We start from the raw sequence: 24,804 nt of genomic DNA, 5'->3' as shown, positions 1-24,804 counted from the left end.
GCCCAGCACAGCACCGCGTAGGAGAAGGCGCCGACGTCCGTATCCCGGTTCACGATGTGCGCCATCTCGTGAGCGGCAACCGCCTCCAGCTCCTGCCGGTTCAGCAGAGCGACAAGACCTTCGGTGAACACGATGAAAGCGCGGTCACCGGAACCCATCGTGTACGCATTACACATCCCCTCGTCACTGACGACCACGCGCGGGGCTGCGATGCCGAACTCCTCAGCCACCCGCTCGACCGCGCCAGCCGCAACACGCGTGGACTCATCGAGCTCCTCCCCGCCGGCCGCCAGGCGGACCGACCGATTGCGCAGCCATGCCAGGAAGCTGGCGGCCATCAGAGGGGCGATCACCAACAGGACCGGGATCAGGGAACGGGCCTCTCCCGCCACAACCGCGGTGATGATCGAGACATTCAGCAGAGCGACGACCGCGACGGCGACGGTGAGCCATCTGTTACGTACGATCTGGCGACTGGTCAGCCGCCGGTGAGGTGGCGTGTGACCCCCTTCTTCCATCCCGCCCCCCTTGAACAGCCTTGCGCACTACGCACATCCGGGTCGACCTGGAAGGTCGAATACTTCAAGGCCGCGAAGAAGGAGAAGGTCTCGCCTGCATCGATCGAATGAACGCGCCGTCGGTGAATTGTCTTCGTCCTCCCATAAAGACCCACACCAGACAAACGTCAAGGGCGCCCGACGCAGTCGACCGCGCCCCCCACTGCCGCGGCGGGCAGTGCAGCGCTCCGGGTCTGATGGAGGCTCGATTCCCTGAAAGGATCGAGTCATGGCACGTCCGTCTCCCTACCCGCCCGAGCTTCGTGAGCGTGCGGTGCGCATGGTCGCGGAGATCCGTCCCAACTACCCAACTGAGTGGGCCGCGATGAAGGCGGTTGCGGCGAAGCTGGGCATTGGTGCAGCTGAGACGGTGCGGACGTGGGTCCGCAAGGCCAAGGTCGACGCCGGCCGGCGGCCGGCGGCCCGGCACCACGTCCGACGAGGCCACGGAGATCAAGCGTCTGAAGGCGGAGAACGCCGAACTGCGGCGGGCCAACGAGATCCTCAAGGCGGCATCCGCTTTCCTCGCGGCCGAGCTCGACCGGCCGTCACAGCGCCCGTAGCGTTCATCGACGCCCACCGCGAGGTGTTCGGAGTCGAGCCGATCTCCCGAGTCCTGACCAGCCACGGACTCAAGATCGCGACGAGCACCTATCACGCGGCCGGGAACCGCGCTCCCAGCACCCGGACACTGCGCGACGCGGAGCTGAAGACGCAGATCAGACGCGCCCACGCGGACAACTTCAGCGTCTACGGAGTCCGGAAGGCCTGGCGACAACTGCACCGCGAAGGCATACCGGTGGCCCGCTGCACCGTCGCCCGGCTGATGCACGACCTCAGCCCGGAGGGCGCCCGACGCGGGAAGAAGATCCGCACCACCATCCATGACGACGGCCACGAGCGAGCTGTCGACCTGCTCAGGCACGACTTCACCGCATCCCGCCCGAACAACCGATGGGTGGCCGACTTCACCTACGTGGCCACCTGGTCCGGGATCGTCTACGTCGCGTTCATCGTGGACGTGTTCTCCCGGGCGATCGTCGGCTGGTCCGCCGCCACCAGCAAACAGGCCAAGCTCGTCCTCGACGCCCTCGACATGGCCCTGTCGCGCCGCGACCGCGCCGGAACTCCCCCTGGACCGGAGCTGGTTCACCATTCGGATGCGCCCAGTACGCGTCTTTCGCGTTCACCGCCCACCTCCCCGAGGCCGGCACCGACGCCTCGATCGGCACCGTCGGAGACGCCCTGGACAACGCCCTCATGGAATCCCCGATCAGCCTCTACAAAACCGAGCTGATCAAGCCCCGCAGGCCCTGGCACGGCCTGGCCGACGTCGAACTCGCCACCGCAGAATGGGTCGACTGGTTCAACAACCAGCGCCTCCACACCACCATCGGCGACATCCCGCCCCACGGACACGAGACCAACTACAACGCTCAACACCAGCCCCAACCGGCAGCTGGAGCCAACGCATAGAACCTCCACCGATCCCGGAGCACTTCACCGCCCGGTTGGGTTTCTGTCGGGCCAGCGGTTGACCGATACTGGGGCCGTGGCGGACGCGCGGAACGGCCAAGCGGTCGAGAGGGTGCTGAGGCGTGTCCGTCGGCAGGCGGATGAGCCGCCTGCCGGGGGATCAAGGGGGTTCTGGCTCGTCGTTCGTGGAAGAGGATCACGGCAGCGGGCAACCGTCTGGACCCCGCCGGACGCCGACTCGCGTATCGCGAGGTGCTGGCCGACTGGGCGGCGGCGGGCGCCCCCGACGACGCCCGCCCCGACGTACTCGCCGAATGGGCGGGAGGCCACGAGCAGTTCGCCAACGAGGTCATGGAAATGGCGATGGAGCCCGGTGCCGACCACCGCATCGCCCTGGGGGCATTCTGCACGCGGAACGAGAGCAAGCCCTACCGGCGAAACCAATCCGGCTGGGCGCTCCTCTGCGTCCTCACCGGGCAGGGGGAGCTGTGGCAGGCATTCGACCCAGACGGCTCATTGCTCGGCGAAGCCGATCGGTTCCTTCTGGGTCGCCCTGCCCACCGGGCCGCGCTCCGCGAGGCGCTGGAGGAAGTCGACATCAGCGCGGACGTGATGCGGACGGTGCTCGTGTCCAGACGCCGCATCTCGGAGATGCCCGCCGACGAGCTCGAGTACCTGGTCCGGCGCGGCGTGACACCCGATGACCCGATGGGCCAGGCGTGTTTCTTCGCCCTGACCGGGCAAACGGAGCAGCGGCAGGCGGTGGACCCGGACGGGGCGCTGCTGGCCGCCGCCTATCAGGATGCCACAGAAAACGGGCGGGCCGCGTTACAGAAGGCCATGGAGCGCGACGCCGTTGTGGACGCGGTGCGCGTGGTGGCAGACGGTGGGCAGCAGATCGCGAATATCACGAATGCGGAGCGCAAGTACCTCATGGGTCTGCTTCGCGACCGCCGGGACTGGGCTGCACTGTGGCGGCTGGCGCTGGATCTGCCGGTCGCCAACGCGGCGCGGGCGGTGCGGCTCATGGACCCGCAGTGGCGTCCGGCGGCCCAGCGGGACCGCGAACTGTTCAGCCTCCTCGCCGAGATCAGGCCCGCGGACATCCGGCAGGCGCGCAAGGCGATGGACCAGAGCCAGGTGGTCCACCTGGAGGTACCGGGCAAGGTACGGGCGGGCGCGCTGAGCGACGACGCGCGGCGGGTGGCGCTGTGGACGCACGACAGCCGCCCTGTCGGCAACAACGTCTGGCCGGAGGCGCCGAGTCCGGGCACGATCAGCATCCACTCCCTGCCCGATGGGGCACTCCTGGCGCGGCACGCCGCCACCATGTGGCAGGAAGCCTTCCTCGCTTACTCCGGCGGCACGCTCACCGCATTCACCGTCCGCCACTCAAGGCCCTCTCAGGAAGCGTGGCTGTACCACTGCCCGGAGGACGGGCGCCCCATGGAACTCACCCACCACGACGAGCACACCGCCGAGCACGGTGCCATCGCGATGGCTGCGTTCCAGGACGGTCTCGTCACCGCTCGCCTCGGCAACGCGGTCGGGTTCCACGACAGCACCGGCAGGGAAGTCGCGACCACCCGGTACGGCGACCCGTTTACCCTCCAATGGACCGACTACCCGTCCGGTTACTCATCCACGGTCGCCTCGATCACCGTCGATCAGCAAAGCGGGCGGATCGCCGTGATGCGCGACCACTACGGTGTCCTGCTGGACGGGGAGAAGCGGACTCAACACACCATCCCGTTGGTCGGCCGGCTCGAGCGACCGATCAGCTGGCACGGGATATGCCTGCGCGGCGGGGGCCATCTCGTCGTGGCTGACACTTCGGGGCTCGAGCGGTGGCACCTGACCAGCTCCTTCGAGCGGTCCTACTGGAGTAGGGGGGCCGACGTCACCAGATCCATGCGGCCGGGCGCATGGGACGTGACGTGGATCCGGGCGCGAGACGAGATCTGCTACAAGTCAGCCACGTCGGGCGCCGCAAACGTCCACTACGTGAAGGGAGCGGGACTCAGGCCGGTGGAGGCAGGCGGCGAGCTGACCGGCAAGGAGGCGACCGTGCTGTTCGGCTCGGCGGGCGCGACCTGCCACGCGATCGGCGGGGACGGGTACGCGGACATCGCCGTGGGCGAATACCAGGCCGTCGGGATGCTGGCGGACAGCCCGCAGGCCGCGTGGCAGCCGGACGACCTGCGCACCATCGCGGCGGCAGGCCGACTGACCACGAGCCATCACCACCCGGCACAGCCGCTCTACCGGCTGGTGCGTTCCTGCATGGAGCACCGGTTCAGCGACGATGAGGCCGACATCGCACGGTGAGAGGCATGCGTAACGGTTGTAGCGATTCCTCGCCGACACCGATTGCAGCCAATGCGATGCGGCCCGAATGTCCCCCTCGACTACTTGCCACCCGGCGGCAGTTCTGCGAGTGCAAGACTGCCCCGGGGCTCCCAGACGAGATCACTCGGACGGGCCCACCGCACAGTCCCAACGTGCCGTCGCGAACATGCAGTCTATGAATCGTCGCAGTTCAGAGTCGGTTAGCGGGTTCCTGCGGTCGGAAATGTCGAGGACTACTGCAGGAGCAGCTCCAGCTGGGTCAGCAGCGTCAGGGCCGTGAGCTCCTCGTCGAGGGGCAGGTCCCCCGCTGCTGTTTCAGCACTGAGGCGCTTCAACGCGGTTTCCACCACCGTGATGAGGGCAGACGCGGCGCTGGCCGTACGGTCCGGGTCCCAGAACAGGACGGGCGTGTCATCGGCCAGGAGCAGCGCCTTACGGATCTCGGCGAGGGTGTAGGGGCAGTGTTCCGAGCTGCCGCGCAGGGCCAGGACGTATGGCATGCGGCAGTCGTCGAGGTAGTTGAGCGCGTTGTAGCAGTCCGCCATGCGGCGGGGATCGGCCAGCACCACGGCCCCGAGCGCGTCCTTTCCGAGGGCATCCCACACCTGCGGGTCAACGTCGTCGGGCGGAGCGACGTTGTAGAGCAGGAGGCCATCCGGCAGCGTGATCCGGCCGAAGAAGGCGGTGGTCACCAAGTGCCCAACGGGGATGACGAACTCGGTGGGCGCACTGAATGCGGAGACCTTTCGGATGAACGCGGCGGAACCTGCCCGCTCACCTCCCGCAATGAGGATCTTCCCGGTCACCGGCCCGCCGCAGGTAGTCGCGCCCGACTCGCCCTCGGACGCCATCGCGTCGCCTGCCGGGTCGTCGTCCTCCATCCAGGCCATCAGCCGGTCCAGGCCGGTCTGGTCGTACCCGGGCGCCGAGGGAGCGACGCGATCAAGCTGGCTGAGGAGCTCCTCCACCGTGATCGTGCCGTGCGCCTCCCCTTCGGCCGGACGGAACTGGTCAGGAGTGCGGTCAGCGCTGCTCATTGGGTACCTCCTCCTGGAGTGACTCCCACCAATCGGACGGAAAGAGGATCTCCGTCCCGAACTTTTCGAGCAGCACCCTGCGGGCCCCGTGCAGGTGGACTCGTACCGTGCTGGTGGTCATGCCGAGATGCTCGGCGATCTCGCGGGACGTCCAGTCTCCCTGCCAGCGCAGCAATGCGACACGCCGCTGTGTGGGCGGCAGTTCGGCTATCGCGGCCCAGCACCGCTCCAGCAGCACATTGGCTGCGGCGATCCGCGGGGTATCGACGGCCGACGCGGAATCCGGCGTATCCGGCAGCGGCGCTCGTCTGCGTGCCGAGCGCCACTGGTCGGCCACCTTGTTCCTGACGAGCTGGAACAGCCACGCCCGCTGGGACGGACGGTCCTGGGACCTGAGCCTCCCCCATCGGCTCGCCGCGGCTTCGAACGCCTCCTGTGCGACATCGGCGGCCGCGTCGGAGTTGCCCAGCAGCCGGCCGGTGTACTCCGTGAGTTCGCGGCCGATCTCCATGTACAGCAGCGCGATCTCCGACCGGTGCTTGTGCGGGATGCGGCTCACCCGGATTCCCCGCTCTCCGAGGCGGCCGCGCGACCGCTGCCCACGCTGATCCACAGGGCAGGCCCGCCCGCACCGTCCCCCTGGACGACCTGCGTACCCGCAGGCGCACGCGTGGCCACATCCACCAGCGTCCTGCGCCGGGCCCGTTCCACCAGCAGCCGCCGCACCCCGCCTAACAGCAGCACCGAGCCCACGGCGGGCCAGGCAGGGCCGGCCAGCCCCAACTCCGTCCACATCTCGCAGTCGTCCTCTCACTCAACCTTGAAAACGCGTACACCTATACATCTGCCGAGAGGGCAAAAGCGTTTAGAAGATCGGCGCAACTTGTCCGGAGATGTTCGGAATCTGAGCATGTTTGCCGCCCCGCAGCGCGCGATCGTCGGCAGCTGGACCACCGCTCCCAGCGCGCTGCACCCCGTCTGAGCCCGAGGAAAACGGAAGATCGACGCCTAACGACGGGGCCGTCGCGGCAGCCCCAGCAGGACGCGCGCAGCGGCCCGAGGCCGGCCGTTGCCACCGATGTCGGGGGAACTCACCCCGGAGTACGATCCACCGGGCGGGGGAACCAGACCTACGCCAGGAACGACGATCCCGATCTCACCCCCGCCGCCCCGGCCACCACCAGCACGCCCGCACCCCGGCCCACCGAGGTCGTTCACCCGATCACGAGCCGGGCCGCCCGGATCGCCCTCACCACCGTCGCCCTCGGACACCTGGCCTGCGTTGCCTTCATCACCGGCAACGTCGCCTACTTCTCCCACTACTCCAGCGAGCCGACCTTCTGGCTCCTGCCCCCGTCGATCATCTGCGCGCACCTGTTCATCGGCAGCTTCTACGGCTACCGACAGCTGCCCACCGCCCTCGCCATCCTGATCGACCCGCCCGTGGTCCTCCTCATGACCGTCGGCTTCGGGCTGATGTTCAGCGACCTCCTCGGGGCCAACATCAACCCGCTCGCGATGGGGGTGGCATGGGCGAGCCTCTTCTCCCCCGGGATGCTCGCGCTCACCTACGCCTTCCGCTCCTGGTTCGGCCAGATCCGGTTCACCGAGGCGTAGTACCACCTCGGCGCACTACGTCAGCCGCGGCGGGAGGCACGGAGGTGGTCGCGGACGGTACGTGCGGTGCTATGACCGTGCGGCGGAGATGTACGAACGGGAGCGGTCCGCGCTCGTGCCGCCGGCGTCGGCAACCGCCGCCCATCCCCCGGCAGCCGGCAGGTGCCCGTACGCGGCGAGGTAGGTGGGGATCCACGCGTCCGCACTGCCGTCCACACAGTGCAGAAGGACCGCTCCTCTCGGCAGCAGCGTGGCCGCCATATCCCTCGCGAGGTCGAAGGCCTTCTCCAGGGACGGGATTTCCGTGCACCGTACTTCGTCTTCGGACGGACGCCCGACCACCATGATGGTCACCTGCCACTGATCGCCCGTCGTCCGCTCGTAGTTCGCGAATCCACCCGGCCCGTTCTGGAGATTCGCGTGCATGTCAGCCGCGGAGGCCCGCTCCTGATCGACCGCCGTGACCATCCACCCAGCAGATGCCTCGACATGCTCCTCGGAAACCTGCCCGAGATCCACCGGCCGCTCCCGCCGGGGCTTCTTCACCTTCACCCGTCCCATCACAACTCCATCCGAATCGCGGCGACTTCCGCAGGTCCAACGAGGCGATCGCCCCGAGCGCACGGTCCCCGCCCGGCTGATCGCTGACACATAGTCTCTTGACGTTGATCCGGGTCTGCGCGCATCGTGGCGCCTCGATCGGAATCTGCACCAAGGGGGCCTGCTGCGTCGTTTGCGTGGCGCTATTACGTTCGTTCCGACGGTTCCTTCTGCCGCCCCATGAATATCGACGGGTCTCTCGACTCCCTGGGCGATGAGGACCTCGCCCGCTGCCCCACGTGGGCAGCCGCGAGAAGACGGAGTCGACCCCCCTGCTCTCGGTGTGCGGCGGAACTGCTGCTGTACTGGAACGGGCCGGCGACGACCGGGGTCTGGCTGGAGCTGTGCCCGGTCTGCGACGCCAACCGCCCCGCCGGGACTGCCCTCATCGCCTGGATCCGCGACTCCGACCGGCGCCCCGCAGACCTGCCGCAGCTCTTCGACGACTGGGAGTCGAAGACCATGCAGGCTCTCGGGTGGTCCGTCGTCCCCGCCGCCGGGACGCCCGCAGAGCTGCCGTCGTACGAAGAGCATGCTCCGCGAGGACACGGCTGACGACGGGTGAGAATCGGAGCCTGCGTCAGCCGACGGGCTGGGGAACTCGGTCGAAGAAGCGGGCGCGAGCGAGTTCGACATCCACCTCGATGGTCCCGGTCCGACCGTGGCGATTGTGAGGCACGAAGAGCTCGGCGAGCTGGACGGCTGGCTCCTGCATGTTCACGTGGTGTCGTCGCCTGTGCGAGCGGGCGAGCGGCGGTAGTGGTCCAGGGCTGCAGCATGCTCGTGGTAGGGGATGCGCGGGAGACGGGAGACCAGGGACCACATTGTGCGCTCGGCGGCGATTTCTTTGGGAATGTCCAGGCCGAGTGATGCGGCCAGGGGGTGTCGTCCGACGTTGACCAGGGCCCGCACCGCGGCCGCCCATTCATCTGTGGCGCTGACGGCGCACCGGTACCACACGGGCAGAAGTGCGGCGAGGACGACAGCTGTCGTCGCTGCGGCCGGCGCGCCGGTGGAAGTGGACGAGAGGGTCGCTACGGCGGCGAGCAGCACGGCAAGGTGGCCGTAGAGCAGGCAGACGAAGAAGTCGACGCTGGTCCGTGCGGTGTCGACCTGGCGAAGGGCCTGCTCTGGGGCGGTGGAGGTCAACTCGTTCCACAGGAGCTGCGAGTCCAGTTGATAGCGGTCGTAGGCGTACACCTCGAAGCGGCGGATGGCGTTGCCCAGACGAGTCGGGGCGAGGTGGCTGTCGTCGATGGGATAGCGGGCGAGGCGCTCTTGCAGGAGGGCACGGCGGGTGACGGTGCTGCGCCGGTCCAGGCTTTGATAGCGGGCGAGATGGCGACTGTGGCGCAGGAGGGTGAGGTCGGCTCGGTCGATGGCGGACAGGCCGGGGCCCGCGGCACGGCGTTCGAGGCGCAGGAGAAGTAGCCGGTCGGCCAGGTCACGTCTGATCACCTGGTGACGGCGGCAGCCGTATTCGTAAGCGAGTGAGGGCCACAGCAGATAGCCCTCCAGGATGCGGTAGAGAGGGTTCTGCAGCGCGTTGAGGACCAGGCCCAGCATCAGCGATGCGGTCAGGAAAGCCAGTGCGCCGCGGCCTTCGGCCAGACTCCAGGCACGTTCGAACGGCGGAACCTTGCGAAGGCTGGGGAGTAAGGTCGTAGTGAGGACGGCGAGGTTGAGGGCGGTGGGGAGCACCCACCCGACCAGCAGACTCCAGGCGCCTCCCAGCGCGCCCTTGGCGATGTCTCCCATCAGGCGCCAGCGCCCCGTTGCGCACGGTGAGGAGCGATCGGCGTGGTGGGCGGCGGGGCCGGCCATTCATCGTCGTCCGGGGCGGGCGAGGGCCCGGGTGAGGTGTGCAGGGCCCCGAAGTCCACGGGGTTACGAGCCCGGTAGGCATCCCGATACGCGGCCGGGGAAGAGCCCAGTTGGCGGCGGAAGTGACCGCGCAAAGCCGTCGGCGTGCGGAAGCCGCAGCGTTCGGCGATCTCGTCGACGGAGAACTCCGAAGTCTCCAACAGGCGCTGGGCCTGGAGAACCCGCTGTGTGGTCAGCCACTGCAAGGGGGCACTACCGGTGAGTTCACGGAAGCGGCGGTCGAAGGTGCGCCGGCTCAGGTACGCGCGTGCCGCGAGCGTCTCGACGTCGAACCGCTCATGCAGGTGCTCCAGCGCCCAGGCCACGACCTCGGCGAGCGGGTCGGCGCCGATCTCGTCGGGTAGCGCGCGGTCCAGGTAGCGTTCCTGGCCTCCCGTCCTGCGGGCGGGCACCACCAGGCGGCGGGCCAGTGCGCCTGCCGCCTCGCTGCCGTGGTCCGTCCGGATGATGTGCAGGCACAGGTCGATGCCGGCCGCGGTGCCGGCGGACGTCAGGATGTCGCCGTCGTCCACGAAGAGTTCTCTGGGATCGACGTGCACGGACGGATAGCGTTTGGCCAGCGTCGGTGCGTACATCCAGTGCGTCGTCGCGGGGCGGCCGTCCAGCAGGCCCGCCGCGGCAAGGACGAACACCCCGGTGCCGAGCCCGACGATGCGGGCGCCTTCCTCGTGCGCCTTACGGAGCGCGTCGAGCGCCTCCTCGGACGGCGGGGAGGTGATCGACCGCCAGGCCGGCACCACGACCGTCCCCGCGCGTGAGATCGCGTCCAACCGGTGCGGCGCGACGAGTTCGAGCCCTCCTGTGGTCTGTAGCGGGCCGTCCTCGCCGGCCACCACCAGCAGGCGGTAGCGCGGCACGCCGGCGTCCTGGCGGTCGATCCCGAACACCGACAGCGGAATGGAACTCTCGAGGATGGGGCCGCCCCGAAACAGCAGCACCGCGACAACTTCCTTGCGGCGCCGCCTGGGTATCTTCCAGGGCGCGGCATCGACGGTGCCGGGAGCCGCGGCCGCCTGGGAGGGCTCTCCGGAGGCCACCGGGAGGTGACCGGCTTGGGGGCGCGGCTTCTTCAGCACGCCAGCTTCTGCTGTTACCGGCAGGAATTGGCCTACCAGAAGCCGAAGTTGAGTGCTTGCACGGGGCCGGTCGCGCATGACACGACGCAAGCGCATCCGCAGTTCTGCTTCCACATCGGCAACCGTCTCCTCCTCACTGCGCTCGAAGGCGCGGAGCAGGTCACCGCGTGCACGCTCCAGCTGCTGCCGGACATCGTTCGCACGCGTCGCGCTGCCCGGTTCGTTGTCCACGAGGAACGTCACGAGAGCGTCGCGGACCAGCGGCCACGACTCCTCGCGCATGTGCCTGACGAACTCGGCCGCGCAGACCGTGACGAAGTCTTTCAAGGAGGTCCCCCGTTTCCCCAGCAGCGGCCCGGCAGCCCGTGGGCTGTCGGGAACACGGTAGGAGATCATCACCAACTCTGCACGGGCGAGCCGGACTTGAACGCAGTGACCAGATTCGGTGTACTCCAGCGGAGTTTCGTACCGAACGCGGCGGCCGCGGGGGCGAGCATGGAGGACGACCCCGACGGGCCGTTCGGCAGCCGATGTTTCACGCTAACGCTGTCGGAGGCGATCGACCGGGGAACTGTGCGCCGTACCAGGTGGTGTGTATGGACATCACCGACACGCCGTTCCAGGCCGCCCTGCTGCCGGGTGCCGAGGGCCGGTCGGACGAGATGCGCGGGGCACGTCTCGCTGCGCTCCAGACGGCCCTGGTGAAGGCATCAGCCGAAGAGGCATTCAAGCGCACGCTGGTGTTCCACCACGTCGTGAAGGAGGCCGAAGCGTTCTCGGCCGGGGTGCCGGATGTCGCGGCGCAGCTGCACGCGGCCGATCCGGAGCTGTACCCGGCGGCGGTGTGGGCGGACTGGCTGTGCGGCGATCACAAGGCGCTCCACCGCCGCCGGGTGCTCGGGGAGTTCTCCTCCCTCATCGCCACGGACGGCACGGTGGTGGAGAAGGCGTTCCTCAGCTCGGTGAAGCTGTTGGGCGAGGGCGTAGATACCCGCAACTGGGACTCTGTGTACTTCGCGGACGTGCGCGGGTCGATGCCGGACCTGGTCCAGGCCGTGGGCCGTGCGCTGCGGATGCAGCCCGGTGAGGGCAAGATGGCCTCCCTCGTGGTGCCGGTGCTGCTGGCGCCCGGGGAGACGGCGGACAAGATGCTCACCAGCCGGGCGTTCGGCGGGTTGGCGAAGCTACCGAGTCACCCGGGATCCGACAACCGCCTTCGCTCAAGTCGCGATCGGCCGGGTCGAGGCGCACATTGGAAGCAAGGGTACTTTGCCCCGCGAGGGGATTCCCGCCTTCAGAGTCGGTGACCTGCCCGCGGGGCCGGGCTGAGGAGGTCATCGATGGCCCGCACCGAACTCCCGCTGGGCGGCGTCGAGTCGGAGAACCATCCGTGGAAGATCCGCCTCGTCGAACATCCGAAGCGATTTGAGTCCGCGCAGTTCCGCGCCGCCAAGAAGACGGCGCACGCGATCCTGCGCTCCATGGACGACACCGACCTGCCCTATGGGCCGAGACCCGTTGACCCGGGGGCGGGACCCGGCGCTCCCGAGCACTGGGAGATGCACCACGGGGGCAGCCTGTGGGTCAAGGGGGCCGGGGGCTGGCGTATGTACCGGGCCCGCGTCGGCATCGAGTGGAGCATGCAGTTCTGTGCGGATCCCGCGAAGGTCGAGCGGCTCCGGCAGGAAGCCGCCGAGCTGGTGGACGCTTTCCCGCCGACCCTGCCCGCGCTGGCGGAACTTGGTTACGAGGAAGCCGAGGCCCTCCTGCGCACACCGGTCAAGGATGCCGACGGGGTCGAGGCGTGGACCGACTCCCTGTTCAATGCGTGCGTGCCGCTGAGCCGCGGAAACCACCAGGGCGTACTGCCCGATGTGCCCGGCGAGCACCACTACCCGTGGCCGGTGAAGGCCGCGGACTTCGTCCGGTACGACGACTTCCAGCTGTGGGTGACCCTGCCCGACGGCACCCACGGCGCAGTCACTCCGGTGGATCGCCGCGGGTCCGGCGACGGGCACGTCCGCCTGGCGTTCGTCCCCGAGGGCAGCGCCGCCGCCCCGACGATCGCCGAGGCGCAGGCCCGTGGCCTGATGGCCGTCCTGCCGGCGAACAGCGATGTGGCCATGCAGGCGTTCGCTCAGCAGATCGACCCCGGCCGGCGCACCGCCTCCGGCCCGATACCCACCGGTTAGAAGGGAACACCGACATGCCTCGTGCGATCGTCGTGTGCCTCGACGGGACGGGCAATCAGGTGGGCGCCAGCCACCCCACCAATGTGGTCAGGCTGGTGGAGATGCTGGACGCGGACGATCCGGCACGCCAGCTCGTCTACTACGACCCCGGGGTCGGAACCATGTCGTCCGGCACCGCTCACGGTCCGGTCGGCCGCCGGCTGTCCCGCTTGTGGGGCCTCGCCTTCGGCAGCGGGCTGAGAACCAATCTCGCCGAGGCATACACGTACCTCATGCGGCACTGGCAGCCAGGCGACGAGGTGTACGTGTTCGGCTTCAGCCGGGGCGCCTACACCGCCCGGGCGCTCGTCGGGATGCTCAACAAGCCTGGTCTCATGCGTCCAGGCTCGGAGAACCTCGTGCCGTACGCCGTGTCGAAGTACGCCTTCAACCACGATATCGAGCAGAGCGAGGAGGAGGTCGCACGGTTCTCGCACGCATTCTGCCAGCGCACCGAGAACGAGCCGCTGTGGGCGCAAGTGAAGCAGAACAGTCCGCGCCAGGTCTCGCACCACGCGCTGCCAGTGGCTTACCTCGGTGTCTGGGACACTGTGAAGGCGGCCGGCCTGCTGCGCCTGGGCAATCTGCAGTGGCCGTACACCCATCAGCTGCCGAACGTGGCCCGCGTCCGGCACGCCGTGTCGCTCGACGAGACCCGTCGCCCTTACCACGAGTTCCTGGTGACGCCCCGCCCTGCGCCACGTCAGGGCACTGCCGAGGAGGTCTGGTTCGCGGGGGTGCACTCGGATGTCGGCGGCACCTTCGCACATGCTGAGGGCGAACCTCTACTCTCGACGATCCCCCTGAAGTGGATCACCGACGGTGTCGCCCAGAGCCTGGTGTTCCGGCCGCAGGCCTACGGCACTGGCTGCGCGGTCACCGAGGAATTCGCCGGTGCTCCGGTCCACGACAACGGCCCGCTGTGGATCCTCGCGGGCCGACGCTCGCGTCCGGTGCCCGGCAACGCCGTGTTCCATTCCAGCGTCAGGCTGCGCCGGGAGCGGGACCCCAGGTACCGCCCGGACCTTCCCAGTCCCCAGGAACCGGGGCGATGGGCCGACCCAGACTGGACCAAGCCGCTACCTCCGCCAGAGGGTTGACTGCCCGTCATGGCTCCCGTGGCAGGACTTGAGTGGGGCGGAGTTTCCACGACCGGCCGGAGCCGGTTGACGACTTCAACAAACTCCGGTTCGCCCAGCTGGAGCTCAGCCTCACCGCCACTCCTAAGCGGCTTTCCAGAAGTTCTGTCGATAACTGGTCGGGAACCATGTGCTGGTCCAAGGCGCGGCAGTGGTCAAAAGCTGGCCGCGTGAGCGGTTGCGGAAGAAGGCGTGGACCTGGCGTCTGCGGGCTGGCCGGCACGCCTCTACGAGCCCTGCGCACCACCCTCACCGACGCGGTCGCCCGCTCCCACGGCCTGGCCGCCGCCGGCCTGAAGTCCGAGAAGAAGACGGGCCTACGCGTCCATGGCCGCACGGGCGAGCCCTGCCCGGTCTGCGGCGACACCATCCGCGAGGTGTCCTTCAGCGACTCCTCGCTGCAGTACTGCCCGACGGCCTGACGGGCGGGAAGCCGGTGGCGGACCGGAGGATGTCCCGGTTGCTGAAGTAGTCGCCGAAGCGTCACCAGTACGGGCTGCCCACCAGGTAGGCGATGTCCGCGAGGACGGCCAGGACCAGCGCCGGGATCGTCAGACCTTTCGCGATCGAGGTCAGTGCGTGCGTGGCACCCGCCGCCTGCATCGTGTAGCGCTCCTGTCGCCTCCTCAGGTTGTGCCGGGCGAACGCGCCGACGATCAGGGCCAGCGCACCGGTGATCAGACACACGGTGAGCGGCGCGAGCGCTCCATGGTCGTGGATGTTGTCCTCGACGTTTCCGTACACCCCTTCGTGGCTTCGCTCGATCACGGCTGACACCGCCGCTTGGATGGCCACGATGGCCGTGATGGCCGCTGTGCCGGCGAGGACGAGGGCGGTGTCGGCGAGGACGAGGGCGAGGCGGGATGTGTGTGGTTCCTTCCGTCCGGTTACGGGTCCTGGGGGCGGTGTCGATGGGGGCTCGGGTATGGACGGCGGCGGAGTCGGGGGCTGGATGATCGTTGTGTCCGTCCCGGGACCGGACGGCGGGGGCTCGGGCTCCTGATCCGTGGGTCCGGCTGGGGGCGCGGACTCGATCCGCGAGCCCACCACCGCCTCGACGTGGATCAACGCCTCGTCTGCCACACCCTTGAGCACGATGTCGCCGGACAGGTGCCCTTCGGCGGCCGTGTCGACGTGGACCTCGAGACCGCTCTGCGTCGGATCGACCTGCAGCCATGACTGTGTGGGCTGGGCCACGCAGTGACGGGCCAGCGGTGGGCCCTGCATGGTCACGGACTTTTTCCGAGCGGGCGCTCCCTTCGGCAGCAGGCCGAAGTCCAGGTGGTCCGGTGACGGTGCCAGGTGGATCTCGCTCAATACGTCCGACGCCAGATCGGCAACTTCCGGGATGTCGTTGTGCGCGACCTCTTCCAGGTGCTGACGTGCCCCTTCCGCAATGGGCAGCTCCGGGTTCTGCAGTCGCTTGTTCAGCCACAGCAACACGGTGTTCTGTCGTTTGATGACCTCGCTGCTGTTCATGGCCTCCCGCAGGGCGGGCGGCGAGGGTACGGCAACGATCTTGAGTCGGCCACGCCGACTGTGCGCCAGCCACGGATCCCCCCGCATCTCCACCGTGCGTTTCGGTGTCTGGTTCGGATTCTCCTCCCGCACGCGCTCGTACACGTAGTCGTACAGCTCGTTGAGGCGGACCTCGCCGTCTTCGTCGCGATCGGCCTCGCCGCTCTTGAGGCCCTCCACCACCGCGTGCGTGAAGACCGACGGCCGCGGAGCGGAGTTCTCGGCGAGTTCCGGGCCCTCGAAGGCGTATTCCATGGAGTCGGATGCCGTGATGACGGCCCAGCCCTGCCCGCCGGGCTCCTTCTCCGTCTGGAACGACTCGAGGACGTTCACGTCTCCGCCGGCCCGCACAGACGCGCCCCGGGAGAAGGCGCCGCCGTAGCAGCAGTCGAGGAACAGGACGGTCCGGCCTGCCTTCGTCCGGGACATGCACCCGCGGACGAACTGGGACGAGATCGCCGTGGCGTCCAGCAGCTGCGGCTCGGTGTCGCCGGCGGCGAAGTAGAACTCGCCGGACTCGCTCTTGAGGCCGTGGCAGGAGAAGTGCAGCAGGAGGGTGTCGTCGCGGCGGCGGTCCTTGAAGAAGCGCTGGATGCTCCTGCGCATCTCGTCGGCCCGCGCGTTGTGAACGACCTGGACCTTGAACTCGCCGATCTGTGGATCCTCCAGCACCCCGGCAAGGGCCGCGGCGTCCTGCGCGGGCGCCCTGAGCTTCTTCAGCCCTTGGTCGGCATAACGGTCGTTTGCGATGATCAGTGCGTGCCGGGACTCCGTCATGACCGGGCTCCCGCCGTCGCATGCTGCTGCACAAAGACTCTGAGCGCCTCCGCGATCTGTTCGTCGGTCGCCTTGGACACCTCGATGGCGTCGCCGTCCATCTCGAGACGCAACGACGGACGTGAGTCATGAAATCGGTCCAGCCACGACCGAACCGCGTTCACCACCTGGCTCAGGGCGGTCGCCGAGCTGCCCAGAGCCACCAGCAGGGAGCCGATCTGAGTGACGTCCACGGCCCGCGTTCCGGGCGGGGTCTCCGCGCCGGGGAGCGCCGTGACGTCGTCCACGTCGAGATCGAGTAGTTCCTCGCGCAGGTAACTGGTCAGCTCTGCCACGCGTTCAGGTTCCGCTTCCTCCTCGGAGAGGAGTATCAGCAATTGCTTCTCCACCGGGTCAGCCCCTTTGTTCGTGCTGGTCGGGGCGGCGCAGAGTCGGACCATCGGTGGGCTCTACGTCATCGTTTACAGTCTCTGCCGCTGATGGCACGGCGGCAAATCGTCGATGACGGAATGCATTTCACGGTTCAACCGTAACGTTCACCGTTCAACCTCCGTGCTCGCGCCGGGTATTGGCTACTGCACCGGGAGAGTCACCAGGTGCTCCCCTTCCATGGTGCGCACCTCGTAGCGGACGATCTCGTCCGGGTGCATGGAGGAGGCGCCCATCATGGTGTTCTCGCGCGCGTCGTGCCGCTCCACGTCCCAGGTGGTCACACTCGTCGAACGCCTGGCATCAGCGGACCAGAGGCCGCGCCACCCGTACGACGGTGGCAGGTCGAAGGCCAGGTGAACGGCCACTGGGGCACACTCCTGCGGGACGTCGCCGAGAGGGACCGCGCCATCGGCTCCATCCGCCGGCGCCGCAGGCAGTACCCCACCAGCGAGTTCCGTCTCGTCCAGCGTCACCACGAGCACCTTCGACGACCCCGACGCTCCTCCGGAACCCATGACCGAAGCGACCGACCGGTGCCTCTGGTGCGGCGCACCCCACCCAGGGAAGGAAGCCGCAGCGTGAGCGACAGCCCCAACCTGCCCGCCCGTCCGCGAGCCGACGACGGCCCGCCCCACAAGGGTGTCCGCATCGAATACCGGGCCACGGTGCCCCGCCACCTCCTCGGCGCCGCCATCGCTGAAGCGTTCGAGATCATCGAGCGTGAAACCCGGCCGGACGACGACCAGCCCGCGCTCGACTGACGCGGGCAAAGCAAAACCCCCGGGGTGGACCGGGGGCTTTGTTGCGTGGACAAGCAGGACCAGCGTACGGCGGTCGAGATCACGAACGGGCTCCCGAACCTGCCAATAGCGCACGCCGGTCCTCGTGTCGAGTGCCCTGATCCGGTCCGCGAGGTGCTGATCGGGCAGGTGGTACCTGGTGCCCTCGACCTCCTCCACCTTCAAACCGGTTCACCGCCTCCCGCACGGACGCGATGCGGGGGCGAGCCGGGTGGATCTCCGAGATGCGAGGGAGGCTGAAGTTGATGTCGATGCGGGTGTCCGCTTTGAGGGCTTGGCCGATCCAGTGCTCGGCGTCACGCAGTTCCCCGCGGCGCAGGTGCTGCAGGTACAGGCAGTATGCCGCGGTCGCGTCGCCGGCGCCTTCGGCGAACTGCCACCACCAGATCGCTCCCTCGTCCTCTTGGGCGAGGCTGAGCAGGCAGCCGAAGTACAGGGCGCCCTCGATGTTGCTGAGGTCCTCGACGATGCGGGCCACATGGCCGGAGGCCTCGGCGCGGCTGACGAGGCTGCAGGACAGGGCGTTGAGGTAGACGTCGGCACGCTGCAGCTTGGTCGCCTGGCGGGCTTCGCGCTCAGGGTAGGGCGGGGCGGCGAACATGAGCACCGCGGTGACATCCCGGGTGACCTCCCGCTGCAGGTCGCCGTGAAGGGTCCTTTCCCAGAGACGGAGTTGGGCACTTGCTGGGAGCGGATCTGGGAAAAACCTGGGACGCGACTGGGACCTCAGTCGCCGAGCAGGCCGAGCACCGCCCGCTGGTAGACGGCATACACCGTGGGGAGTTCGGCGAGGTGGGCTCGTTCGTCGATTCCGTGCAGCCCTTCGTATGGCACTCCGAAGCCGGCGGTGGCCGGGATGCCCTCTCCGGCCAGCAGATTGCCGATGTTCGAGGGCCCCGCGGTCTTCGGCCGGACCATGAGGCCCGCTTCGGCGGCTGCGTTCAGCAGGGCCGCCCCGGGCTGCTCGGCATCGGCGAGCTGGAACGGGGGCCACGCGGCCACCAGTCTGATCTCGGTCGGGCTCTGGACGGGCATTTCGGCATCCAGTTCGGCTGCTGCCTTGCGGACGAGCGTCTCGGCGTCATGGGCATCGAATCCGGGCGTCGTGCGCACGTCCACGTTGAGGTCGCAGCGGTCGGGGGTGACCGAGAAGCCTTCGCCGCCGTGGCAGGCGGTGACCGACAGCTTCGGCGGGAGCGGGAATTCCGCGCCGGCCTCCACACCAGGAAGTTCGGCCGCGTCGAGCAGTCGAACCAGGTGCGCGGCGCGGGAGATCGCACCGACCACGGTCCTGCTGGACCCGGAGTGCCCGGAGGGAGCGTGGACGGTGAGGACTGCCCGCCACAGGCCCCGGCCGCCGACGACGACCTCATCGATTCCGGGATACCCGATCATCACCCCGGCTGGGCGGACTGCGGCCTCGTCGGCGAGACAGGCCCGCGCACCGCCGAAGTTGCCCGTGTGCTCGTCGACGTCCAGGAGCACAGCGAGCCCGCCGCGCAGCTGCGAGACTCTGGGGGCGAGGTCCTCGGCGATGTGGCAGAACATCGACGCGGCCAGCTTGGAGTCGGCCCACGGTCCCGACCCAGGCCAGCAAACTCCGGCAGCCAGCAGCTGTGGTCGCAAACGACCGGCTGCCCAGCACCGTTCCGAGCATGCTGAGGACCACCACCACGTGGCAGTCCTTGTGCGTGTCGACCCCGAAGACGATCTCCGTCTGATCGGATTCCCTCGCACGAACGGTCACAGCCACCATCTCCCCTCCATCTCCGGACGGCAGCACACCCGGCGGCAAGACGGTCAGACCTGTGACGGTGCCGAGGCAAGGCCCCTATGCAGACACGCATGCCCACCCGACGGCTGCACCGTCCCCGGCGCGGACGGCAGATCGCACTCAGGGCATCCCAGACGGAGCCAGGCAGAATATGGGCCAGGCCGCACCGCAGATGGCACTCTCCATGCTCACAGGCAGAATACGGAACCAACGCTGCTCCTGCGCCTGTGGGTTGAGACTTCGAACACCTCCCCCAACGGCACGGGAGCCTCGTGCGTTGCGGACGGCGCTACGAACCGGCGCCTCCACCGCCACTTACGGCTTGACAGACAGCATTAGGAATCAAGGGCCACGCTGAAAGAGCTCAGTGACCATCGCCGGGGGGGCTCGTCGAGCTGGGCGCGGAAGTCATCGCACGACGGGCGAGCCCGAACACCAGGCCCGGGCACACGTTGGCCCGCTCGGCGGCCTCACGATGGAGGCGATGTCGCCGCGCACAGTGAATTCAACGGCGGTAACGGTGCCGGCAGCAGTGCCGGAGCCGACCGCGCATGCGTACGCGTCCTGCGCGTCCCGTTGCTCGTAGGGATCCGGGAGTTCGGCTGTCTCCCGGACCCGCTCGACGGCGGTGTGCAGGCGTTGGCGCTCCTGATCGGAGAGGGTCTGGCGCAGGGCGGTCACCTTCAGTGTGCCCGGGCCGGAGGCTTCCGGCAGGGCGTCGAAGTCGACGTCGCCCATGGCGGGAACAGCGGCCGGCGCGGCGCTGCTGGGGCAGCTCGACGAGCCCTCGGTCGCGGTCGCCAAGGCGATCGCAACCGAGGGCGCCACCGCCATCACCGCACCGGTCAGCGACGTGAACGGCACGACCGTCGCGGCGCTGAGCGCCGTCGGCCCCTCGGTCCGGATGCCACCACGGGTGATCACACGCTACGGCGAGCAGCTCCGCGTCCGTGCCGCGGAGCTGTCCGATCTGCTGGGCGGCAAGAGCGCGTAGCGCTTCAACGGCCCGGCCAGGACCCCGCCGGGCGGGGAGACGACGACCGCGCCGTCGCCGATCGGGACGGCGTCCGGCGCGTCGCCCTCGGCCTTGCAGCGTCCGCGCCGGCCCTGCCCAGACCCGGGTACACCGTCACCGACGATCCCGCCCACAGATTGCTCCGTCGTCTGGTCGAGGAAACGGCCGACGGGAATGAGCGGAGTGCGATGAACACCCTGGCAAAAGAAGAAATTCAAGGTCCTGCGGCTTTCTGACCCTCCATCGCGGCAATTCTTGCCCATGAGGCAAAATCGAGTCCGCTATGCGCGGTGCGCCGTGAGGATTCCGTAACTCGCCCTTATTCCGGATGACCTGGTTCGGTAATCGCGGCTGGCTGAGGTAGTGGTCACACGCAGCGGCGAGGGGCCCTGAACCCGGCGCCCGGCATGGAGGATGTCATGCCCGAGATGTATTTCGACGTGCGCTGGCCCGATGACACGACCCAGCGCTGCTATTCCCCCTCGACGGTCATCGAGGAGTATTTCACAACCGGCGACACCTACGAACTGGGGGATTTCCTGGAGCGCAGTCGAACAGCGCTCGGAATCGCGGGTGAGCGGGTCCGTGAGAAGTTCGGTTTCCACTGCACCGGCGCTTCGGGCCAGCTGGAGCAGATCGAGGAGACGGTGCGCGTCCGCGCCTTCCCCGCCGACAGCAAGGTCACGGTCGAGGCGCTTCTCGACGCCGACGGGAGTCCGAGGTGAGCGCGGCGCCCCGCCTCGCCGGGGCCCACCACACCGTCGCCGTGATCGGCGGCGGCCAGGCGGGACTGTCGGTCAGCCACGGTCTGCGCGAACGCGGTGTCGACCATGTCGTCGTCGAGGCGAACCGGGTGGGGCACGAGTGGCGTGAACGCCGCTGGGACTCCTTCTGCCTGGTCACCCCCAACTGGCAGTGCAGACTGCCCGGTCACCCCTACGCCGGCGGCGACCCGGACGGCTTCATGGTCCGCGACGACATCGTGCGCTATCTGGAGGACTACGTCGCGTCCTTCCGACCGCCGCTGGTGGAAGGCGTGTCCGTGACCCGGCTTCGCCGGTCGCCGAACGGCGTCTTCGAGGTCACCACCACGGCCGGAGGGTTCACCGCCGACCAGGTGGTCGTCGCGACGGGCCCCTACCACACGCCGAAGATCCCGCGGATGGCCGAGCGGCTGCCGGCCTCCGTCACACAGGTCCACTCCTCCGGCTACCGCAACGCCGGCCAACTCCCCGACGGTGCCGTCCTCGTGGTGGGCACGGGCCAGTCCGGCTGCCAGATAGCCGAGGACCTCCACCTCGCCGGCCGTCAGGTGCACCTGGCTGTCGGCAGCGCACCCCGGGTCGCCCGGTTCTACCGGGGCCGTGACTGTGTGGCATGGCTGGACGAGATGGGCCACTACGACAAGCCCATCGACGTGTTCGACGATGCCGACGCGGTACGGATGCGGGTCAACCACTACGTCACCGGGCGCGACGGCGGCCGCGACATCGATCTGCGTGCCTTCGCCCGCGACGGCATGCGGCTGTACGGGCGGCTCACCGGAATCAGCGGTACGGAGATGGAGTTCGCCGACGACCTCAAGGTCAACCTCGACCACGCCGACGCTGTCGCGGAGGGCATCAAGGACGCCATTGACGCGCACATCACCACCAAGGGCGTCACCGCGCCGGACGAGCCGCGCTACGTGCCGGTGTGGGAACCGGACGAGCAGCCCCGCGCCCTGGACGTGACCGAGGCCGGCATCACCTCCGTCGTCTGGTCCACCGGCTTCACCCGCGACCACCGCTGGATCGAGATCCCCGCCTTCGACGGCCGCGGCTACCCCATGCACTGGCGGGGCGTCAGCAACATCCCCGGCCTGTATTTCCTGGGCCTGCCCTGGCAGCACTCCTGGGGGTCGGGCCGGTTCGAGGCGGTGGGCCGGGACGCCGGGTTCCTGGCGGACCACATCGACGCGGGACGCCGTATGGCAGACGTGTGCGGAGCCCTCACCGGTGCGCCCACCGCCGTCGCTCCCGCACTCCCGATCGGCTGACGCCCATGGTGTTCGACGCACACCGCCACATCGGTATCCTGCCCGCGTATCCCTTCTACGGCGGGCCGCCCGTCAGCCCCGACACCACGGCCCGCGCCACGGTGAAACAGCTCATCGCCGACCTGGACGCCGAAGGCACCGAACGCGCCCTGGTCATCCCCAACTACGGCGTCCCCGACCCCGCGATCGCCTTCTCCTTCAACGAGCTGGCGATCGAGGCCGCGCAGAGCGACGACCGGATCCGCGCCGGCCTGTGGGTCTCCCCGCGCCCGGAGGACGCCCAACGCACCGAAGCGGCACTCCAGTTGGCAGGCGAGGAGGGCGTCCGGGCCCTCAAGCTCAGCTTCCTGCTCGGCGGCCGCCCCACGGACCCGGCCTGCCGCCCCCAGCTCGACCGGATCTTCGCCACCGCCGCGCGGCACGGACTGGTCGTCCACGTCCACACCTCCCCCGGCGCCGCCTCCGACATCGACGAGGTCGGACACCTCGTCGACTGGTACGCCGACCAAGTGCCCGTACATCTCGTGCACTTCGGCGGCGGGATGAGCGGCCACATCAAGCTCGCCGGCTCCCGGTTCTTCGACTGGATCACGGCCGGCAAGCGCGTCTACACCGACCTCTCCTGGGCCATCGGTTTCACTCCCCGCTGGCTGGCCCAGGAGATCGAGCGCCGCGGTATCGGCCACGACCGGGTGCTCTTCGCCAGCGACCAGCCGTGGGGCGACTTCGCGGGCGAGTACGCCCGTCTTGCCGCGGCCACCGGCGGCGGCGCCCTGGGGGACCTGGTCTTCCGGGACACGTTCGCCGCGCTCTACGACTGATCCCAACCCCCTTCAGCACGCACCGTACGCACAAGGAGACAGCCATGTCCGAAACCGCCCAGCTCAGCGACGTCGAGCAGAAGTCCCTCGACGAGATCCCGCACCCCTCCCTCCCCGAGGGTTCCAGCATCTACGGCTCCACCAAGGTCTTCCCCGACTACCAGGCCGAGAACGGCGAGACCTACTTCACCCTCGTCCACGGCATCGCCCACGAGTCCTCGGTGTCCTTCGTCGCCGTCCTCCAGGCCACCCGCGCCCTGCGCAAGGGCTTCGAGACCGCCATCTACTTCTACGGCCCCGGCTCCCTCAACTGCCTTGCCACGCGCGGCTTCCCGACCACCGGCAACTCCGCCTTCCCCGGCGAGCACAACATCAACAACCAGCTCAAGACCTTCATCGCCGAGGGCGGCAAGGTCTACTGCTGCCGCTTCGGCCTCTCGCTGCACGGCGCCCGCGAGGAGGACCTCATCGAGGGCGTCATCCCCACCCACCCCCTCGACGTCCAGGACGCGCTGATCCACTACGCGCGCAAGGGCGCCATCATCAACTCCACCTACCAGCTGTAAGGAGTCGGCATGAGCGTGGACACCGGCTCTACGGCGGTGGATGTACGGATCACGACCCGCGCCGAACTCGCCCTGCGGGGCGTCGCGTTGGACGCCCCCGTGCGGCGGCCCGACGGCGCGGGACCCAGCGACGACGGACACGTCCTGGTCGACGGCGCCGGTGCCGCGCTCCCCCGCAACCCCGACAGCCCCTACACGGTCCGCGACGGGAAGGTCTGGCTCGGCGACGACGACACCGGCCTCACCCTCACCGCCGTACACCGTCCGAAGTTCTACGACCTCACGACCGACGACGGCGTCCCCTACGAGCACATCGCCCGCCTGCACGGCGCCGACGTCCTCGCCACCACCGTCGTGCAGACCTGCATCCGCTATGCCGAGTCCGACCGCTGCCGCTTCTGCACCATCGAGGAGTCCCTGCGCTCCGGCGCCACGGTCGCCGCGAAGACCCCACAGCAGCTCGCCGAGGTCGCCGAGGCAGCCGTACGACTCGACGGCGTCAAGCAGATGGTCATGACGACCGGCACCACCACCGGCCCGGACCGCGGTGCCCGCAACCTGGTCCGTTCCGTGCGGGCCGTCCTGAAGGCCGTGCCCGGGCTGCCCATCCAGGTGCAGTGCGAGCCACCCGGCGACCTCGCCTGGATCCGCGCCCTGCACGACGCCGGGGCGACCTCGATCGGCATCCACGTCGAGTCCCTCGACGACGGGGTACGCCGACGCTGGATGCCCGGCAAGTCCACGGTCCCGATGGCCGAGTACGAGGCCGCCTGGGACGAGGCGGTGCGGGTGTTCGGACCCAATCAGGTCTCCACCTACCTGCTCGTCGGCCTGGGCGAGGATCCCGACGAACTCGTCGCGGGGGCCGGGAGGTTGATCGAGCGGGGCGTGTATCCGTTCGTCGTGCCGTTCCGCCCGATGAGTGGCACCCTCGCCGCCCGGAACGGGATCACGGCGCCGAGCGCGGAGCTGCTGCGGTACGTCACCGCGGGCGTCGCCGGGAAGCTGCGCGCCGCCGGGATGCGCGGCGCGGACCAGAAGGCCGGGTGTGCGGCCTGCGGGGCGTGCAGCGTGCTGCCCGCGGCGGGCGGGTGACG

28 protein-coding genes and 2 pseudogenes are annotated in these 24,804 nt (G+C 68.9%); 16 read left to right on the top strand and 14 right to left on the bottom strand.

What is annotated here, in order from left to right:
* Positions 1–518, bottom strand: a 518-nt coding sequence (locus tag ACQEWB_RS49720; RefSeq protein ID WP_432843579.1) for a M48 family metalloprotease, incomplete at its 3' end; no start/stop codon positions are given.
* 319 nt (positions 519–837) lie between these two features.
* Between ACQEWB_RS49720 and ACQEWB_RS49715 the strand changes: the two genes are divergently transcribed.
* From ACQEWB_RS49715 to ACQEWB_RS49705, 3 genes are all read left to right on the top strand, one after another.
* Positions 838–1,854: an IS3 family transposase gene (locus ACQEWB_RS49715; RefSeq protein WP_432843577.1), complete on the top strand. Its 1,017-nt coding sequence runs from the start codon at positions 838–840 to the stop codon at positions 1,852–1,854.
* A complete protein-coding gene (locus tag ACQEWB_RS49710; RefSeq protein ID WP_432843575.1) occupies positions 1,818–2,033 on the top strand; it encodes an integrase core domain-containing protein in 216 nt (71 codons plus the stop codon). Before ACQEWB_RS49715 ends, ACQEWB_RS49710 begins: the two co-directional genes overlap by 37 nt.
* Before the next feature lie 252 nt (positions 2,034–2,285).
* On the top strand, positions 2,286–4,361 hold the full coding sequence (locus ACQEWB_RS49705; RefSeq protein WP_432843573.1) for a hypothetical protein: 2,076 nt from the start codon (positions 2,286–2,288) through the stop codon (positions 4,359–4,361).
* A 254-nt stretch (positions 4,362–4,615) separates the two neighbouring features.
* Here ACQEWB_RS49705 and ACQEWB_RS49700 read toward each other — a convergent pair whose 3' ends face one another.
* From ACQEWB_RS49700 to ACQEWB_RS49690, 3 genes are read right to left on the bottom strand one after another with little or no spacing between them, the layout of a single operon-like run.
* Positions 4,616–5,419 carry a hypothetical protein gene (locus ACQEWB_RS49700; protein ID WP_432843571.1) on the bottom strand — a complete coding sequence of 268 codons (804 nt, stop codon included), beginning with the start codon at positions 5,417–5,419 and terminating at the stop codon, positions 4,616–4,618.
* Positions 5,406–5,978 carry an RNA polymerase sigma factor gene (locus ACQEWB_RS49695; RefSeq protein WP_432843569.1) on the bottom strand — a complete coding sequence of 191 codons (573 nt, stop codon included), beginning with the start codon at positions 5,976–5,978 and terminating at the stop codon, positions 5,406–5,408. The genes ACQEWB_RS49700 and ACQEWB_RS49695 overlap by 14 nt, the downstream gene beginning before the upstream one ends.
* Positions 5,975–6,214, bottom strand: coding sequence for a hypothetical protein (locus ACQEWB_RS49690; protein WP_432843567.1), 240 nt, complete (start codon positions 6,212–6,214; stop codon positions 5,975–5,977). Before ACQEWB_RS49690 ends, ACQEWB_RS49695 begins: the two co-directional genes overlap by 4 nt.
* A 660-nt stretch (positions 6,215–6,874) precedes the next feature.
* On the opposite strand from ACQEWB_RS49690, the gene ACQEWB_RS49685 reads away from it, so the two are divergent.
* On the top strand, positions 6,875–7,036 hold the full coding sequence (locus tag ACQEWB_RS49685) for a hypothetical protein (RefSeq protein ID WP_432843566.1): 162 nt from the start codon (positions 6,875–6,877) through the stop codon (positions 7,034–7,036).
* A 69-nt stretch (positions 7,037–7,105) separates the two neighbouring features.
* On the opposite strand, the gene ACQEWB_RS49680 is transcribed toward ACQEWB_RS49685, so the two are convergent.
* The gene (locus ACQEWB_RS49680) at positions 7,106–7,597 is read right to left on the bottom strand and encodes a hypothetical protein (protein ID WP_432843564.1); all 492 of its coding nucleotides are present in this window, start codon (positions 7,595–7,597) and stop codon (positions 7,106–7,108) included.
* A gap of 219 nt (positions 7,598–7,816) precedes the next feature.
* On the opposite strand from ACQEWB_RS49680, the gene ACQEWB_RS49675 reads away from it, so the two are divergent.
* Positions 7,817–8,191, top strand: coding sequence for a DUF6300 family protein (locus ACQEWB_RS49675; protein WP_432843562.1), 375 nt, complete (start codon positions 7,817–7,819; stop codon positions 8,189–8,191).
* A gap of 162 nt (positions 8,192–8,353) precedes the next feature.
* Here the strand turns inward: ACQEWB_RS49675 and ACQEWB_RS49670 are convergent, their stop codons facing one another.
* Both ACQEWB_RS49670 and ACQEWB_RS49665 read right to left on the bottom strand, forming a co-directional pair.
* A complete protein-coding gene (locus ACQEWB_RS49670) occupies positions 8,354–9,394 on the bottom strand; it encodes a hypothetical protein (protein WP_432843560.1) in 1,041 nt (346 codons plus the stop codon).
* The gene (locus ACQEWB_RS49665) at positions 9,394–10,557 is read right to left on the bottom strand and encodes a GlxA family transcriptional regulator (protein WP_432844405.1); all 1,164 of its coding nucleotides are present in this window, start codon (positions 10,555–10,557) and stop codon (positions 9,394–9,396) included. The genes ACQEWB_RS49670 and ACQEWB_RS49665 overlap by 1 nt, the downstream gene beginning before the upstream one ends.
* A gap of 635 nt (positions 10,558–11,192) precedes the next feature.
* On the opposite strand from ACQEWB_RS49665, the gene ACQEWB_RS49660 reads away from it, so the two are divergent.
* The 3 genes from ACQEWB_RS49660 to ACQEWB_RS49650 are packed head-to-tail and all read left to right on the top strand — an operon-like array spanning position 11,193 to position 13,927.
* A complete protein-coding gene (locus ACQEWB_RS49660; RefSeq protein WP_432843558.1) occupies positions 11,193–11,903 on the top strand; it encodes a helicase-related protein in 711 nt (236 codons plus the stop codon).
* 33 nt (positions 11,904–11,936) lie between these two features.
* Positions 11,937–12,788, top strand: coding sequence for a DUF6424 family protein (locus ACQEWB_RS49655; RefSeq protein WP_432843556.1), 852 nt, complete (start codon positions 11,937–11,939; stop codon positions 12,786–12,788).
* A gap of 14 nt (positions 12,789–12,802) precedes the next feature.
* Positions 12,803–13,927 carry a DUF2235 domain-containing protein gene (locus ACQEWB_RS49650; RefSeq protein ID WP_432843554.1) on the top strand — a complete coding sequence of 375 codons (1,125 nt, stop codon included), beginning with the start codon at positions 12,803–12,805 and terminating at the stop codon, positions 13,925–13,927.
* A 123-nt stretch (positions 13,928–14,050) separates the two neighbouring features.
* Here the strand turns inward: ACQEWB_RS49650 and ACQEWB_RS49645 are convergent.
* Positions 14,051–14,182, bottom strand: a pseudogene (locus tag ACQEWB_RS49645) (IS630 family transposase); the annotation flags it as partial.
* Positions 14,183–14,199: 17 nt separating this feature from the next.
* Between ACQEWB_RS49645 and ACQEWB_RS49640 the strand changes: the two are divergent.
* A pseudogene (locus tag ACQEWB_RS49640) lies at positions 14,200–14,438 on the top strand (zinc finger domain-containing protein); the annotation flags it as partial.
* 11 nt (positions 14,439–14,449) lie between these two features.
* On the opposite strand, the gene ACQEWB_RS49635 reads toward ACQEWB_RS49640, so the two are convergent.
* The 3 genes from ACQEWB_RS49635 to ACQEWB_RS49625 all read right to left on the bottom strand — a co-directional run bounded on the left by ACQEWB_RS49635 (position 14,450) and on the right by ACQEWB_RS49625 (position 17,058).
* Entirely contained in the window at positions 14,450–16,261 is a 1,812-nt protein-coding gene (locus tag ACQEWB_RS49635) for a caspase family protein (protein WP_432843552.1), read from the bottom strand.
* Complete coding sequence (locus ACQEWB_RS49630) at positions 16,258–16,650, bottom strand: effector-associated constant component EACC1 (RefSeq protein ID WP_432843550.1); 393 nt, start codon at positions 16,648–16,650, stop codon at positions 16,258–16,260. Before ACQEWB_RS49630 ends, ACQEWB_RS49635 begins: the two co-directional genes overlap by 4 nt.
* Positions 16,651–16,833: 183 nt before the next feature.
* A complete protein-coding gene (locus ACQEWB_RS49625; protein ID WP_432843548.1) occupies positions 16,834–17,058 on the bottom strand; it encodes a hypothetical protein in 225 nt (74 codons plus the stop codon).
* A 213-nt stretch (positions 17,059–17,271) separates the two neighbouring features.
* Here ACQEWB_RS49625 and ACQEWB_RS49620 point away from each other — a divergent pair, with 213 nt between their 5' ends.
* Entirely contained in the window at positions 17,272–17,454 is a 183-nt protein-coding gene (locus ACQEWB_RS49620) for a hypothetical protein (RefSeq protein ID WP_432843546.1), read from the top strand.
* A 79-nt stretch (positions 17,455–17,533) separates the two neighbouring features.
* Here ACQEWB_RS49620 and ACQEWB_RS49615 read toward each other — a convergent pair whose 3' ends face one another.
* From ACQEWB_RS49615 to ACQEWB_RS49605, 3 genes are all read right to left on the bottom strand, one after another.
* Positions 17,534–18,094: a hypothetical protein gene (locus tag ACQEWB_RS49615; protein WP_432843544.1), complete on the bottom strand. Its 561-nt coding sequence runs from the start codon at positions 18,092–18,094 to the stop codon at positions 17,534–17,536.
* A gap of 125 nt (positions 18,095–18,219) precedes the next feature.
* Positions 18,220–19,119 (bottom strand): M20/M25/M40 family metallo-hydrolase, encoded by a 900-nt coding sequence (locus ACQEWB_RS49610; protein WP_432843542.1) that lies wholly within the window; start codon positions 19,117–19,119, stop codon positions 18,220–18,222.
* Between the two features lie 556 nt (positions 19,120–19,675).
* Positions 19,676–20,005 (bottom strand): hypothetical protein, encoded by a 330-nt coding sequence (locus ACQEWB_RS49605; RefSeq protein WP_432843540.1) that lies wholly within the window; start codon positions 20,003–20,005, stop codon positions 19,676–19,678.
* Here ACQEWB_RS49605 and ACQEWB_RS49600 point away from each other — a divergent pair.
* From ACQEWB_RS49600 to ACQEWB_RS49575, 6 genes are all read left to right on the top strand, one after another.
* Positions 20,004–20,261 (top strand): hypothetical protein, encoded by a 258-nt coding sequence (locus tag ACQEWB_RS49600; RefSeq protein ID WP_432843538.1) that lies wholly within the window; start codon positions 20,004–20,006, stop codon positions 20,259–20,261. The genes ACQEWB_RS49605 and ACQEWB_RS49600 overlap by 2 nt on opposite strands.
* 440 nt (positions 20,262–20,701) lie before the next feature.
* Positions 20,702–21,007 (top strand): MSMEG_0570 family nitrogen starvation response protein, encoded by a 306-nt coding sequence (locus ACQEWB_RS49595; protein WP_432843536.1) that lies wholly within the window; start codon positions 20,702–20,704, stop codon positions 21,005–21,007.
* Positions 21,004–22,320 carry an MSMEG_0569 family flavin-dependent oxidoreductase gene (locus ACQEWB_RS49590; RefSeq protein WP_432843534.1) on the top strand — a complete coding sequence of 439 codons (1,317 nt, stop codon included), beginning with the start codon at positions 21,004–21,006 and terminating at the stop codon, positions 22,318–22,320. Before ACQEWB_RS49595 ends, ACQEWB_RS49590 begins: the two co-directional genes overlap by 4 nt.
* 5 nt (positions 22,321–22,325) lie before the next feature.
* Positions 22,326–23,141 carry an amidohydrolase family protein gene (locus ACQEWB_RS49585; protein ID WP_432843532.1) on the top strand — a complete coding sequence of 272 codons (816 nt, stop codon included), beginning with the start codon at positions 22,326–22,328 and terminating at the stop codon, positions 23,139–23,141.
* 44 nt (positions 23,142–23,185) lie between these two features.
* Positions 23,186–23,707, top strand: coding sequence for an MSMEG_0572/Sll0783 family nitrogen starvation response protein (locus tag ACQEWB_RS49580; protein ID WP_360833626.1), 522 nt, complete (start codon positions 23,186–23,188; stop codon positions 23,705–23,707).
* 9 nt (positions 23,708–23,716) lie between these two features.
* Entirely contained in the window at positions 23,717–24,802 is a 1,086-nt protein-coding gene (locus ACQEWB_RS49575) for an MSMEG_0568 family radical SAM protein (protein ID WP_432843530.1), read from the top strand.
* The last annotated feature ends 2 nt before the right edge of the window (positions 24,803–24,804 follow it).

The organism is Streptomyces sp. CA-249302, from assembly GCF_050936785.1.
Classification (GTDB): domain Bacteria; phylum Actinomycetota; class Actinomycetes; order Streptomycetales; family Streptomycetaceae; genus Streptomyces.
This window is presented reverse-complemented; position numbering and strand designations above follow the sequence as displayed.

Bases quoted from the DNA above. Each gene is read 5' to 3' on its own strand.
- ACQEWB_RS49715 (WP_432843577.1), top strand. From the start codon at position 838: ATGGTCGCGGAGATCCGTCCCAACTACCCAACTGAGTGGGCCGCGATG.
- ACQEWB_RS49710 (WP_432843575.1), top strand. From the start codon at position 1,818: ATGGAATCCCCGATCAGCCTCTACAAAACCGAGCTGATCAAGCCCCGC.
- ACQEWB_RS49700 (WP_432843571.1), bottom strand. From the start codon at position 5,419: ATGAGCAGCGCTGACCGCACTCCTGACCAGTTCCGTCCGGCCGAAGGG.
- ACQEWB_RS49690 (WP_432843567.1), bottom strand. From the start codon at position 6,214: ATGTGGACGGAGTTGGGGCTGGCCGGCCCTGCCTGGCCCGCCGTGGGC.
- ACQEWB_RS49685 (WP_432843566.1), top strand. From the start codon at position 6,875: ATGACCGTCGGCTTCGGGCTGATGTTCAGCGACCTCCTCGGGGCCAAC.
- ACQEWB_RS49680 (WP_432843564.1), bottom strand. From the start codon at position 7,597: ATGGGACGGGTGAAGGTGAAGAAGCCCCGGCGGGAGCGGCCGGTGGAT.
- ACQEWB_RS49675 (WP_432843562.1), top strand. From the start codon at position 7,817: ATGAATATCGACGGGTCTCTCGACTCCCTGGGCGATGAGGACCTCGCC.
- ACQEWB_RS49670 (WP_432843560.1), bottom strand. From the start codon at position 9,394: ATGGGAGACATCGCCAAGGGCGCGCTGGGAGGCGCCTGGAGTCTGCTG.
- ACQEWB_RS49660 (WP_432843558.1), top strand. From the start codon at position 11,193: ATGGACATCACCGACACGCCGTTCCAGGCCGCCCTGCTGCCGGGTGCC.
- ACQEWB_RS49655 (WP_432843556.1), top strand. From the start codon at position 11,937: ATGGCCCGCACCGAACTCCCGCTGGGCGGCGTCGAGTCGGAGAACCAT.
- ACQEWB_RS49650 (WP_432843554.1), top strand. From the start codon at position 12,803: ATGCCTCGTGCGATCGTCGTGTGCCTCGACGGGACGGGCAATCAGGTG.
- ACQEWB_RS49635 (WP_432843552.1), bottom strand. From the start codon at position 16,261: ATGACGGAGTCCCGGCACGCACTGATCATCGCAAACGACCGTTATGCC.
- ACQEWB_RS49615 (WP_432843544.1), bottom strand. From the start codon at position 18,094: ATGTTCGCCGCCCCGCCCTACCCTGAGCGCGAAGCCCGCCAGGCGACC.
- ACQEWB_RS49600 (WP_432843538.1), top strand. From the start codon at position 20,004: ATGGCGGGAACAGCGGCCGGCGCGGCGCTGCTGGGGCAGCTCGACGAG.
- ACQEWB_RS49605 (WP_432843540.1), bottom strand. From the start codon at position 20,005: ATGGGCGACGTCGACTTCGACGCCCTGCCGGAAGCCTCCGGCCCGGGC.
- ACQEWB_RS49595 (WP_432843536.1), top strand. From the start codon at position 20,702: ATGCCCGAGATGTATTTCGACGTGCGCTGGCCCGATGACACGACCCAG.
- ACQEWB_RS49585 (WP_432843532.1), top strand. From the start codon at position 22,326: ATGGTGTTCGACGCACACCGCCACATCGGTATCCTGCCCGCGTATCCC.
- ACQEWB_RS49580 (WP_360833626.1), top strand. From the start codon at position 23,186: ATGTCCGAAACCGCCCAGCTCAGCGACGTCGAGCAGAAGTCCCTCGAC.
- ACQEWB_RS49575 (WP_432843530.1), top strand. From the start codon at position 23,717: ATGAGCGTGGACACCGGCTCTACGGCGGTGGATGTACGGATCACGACC.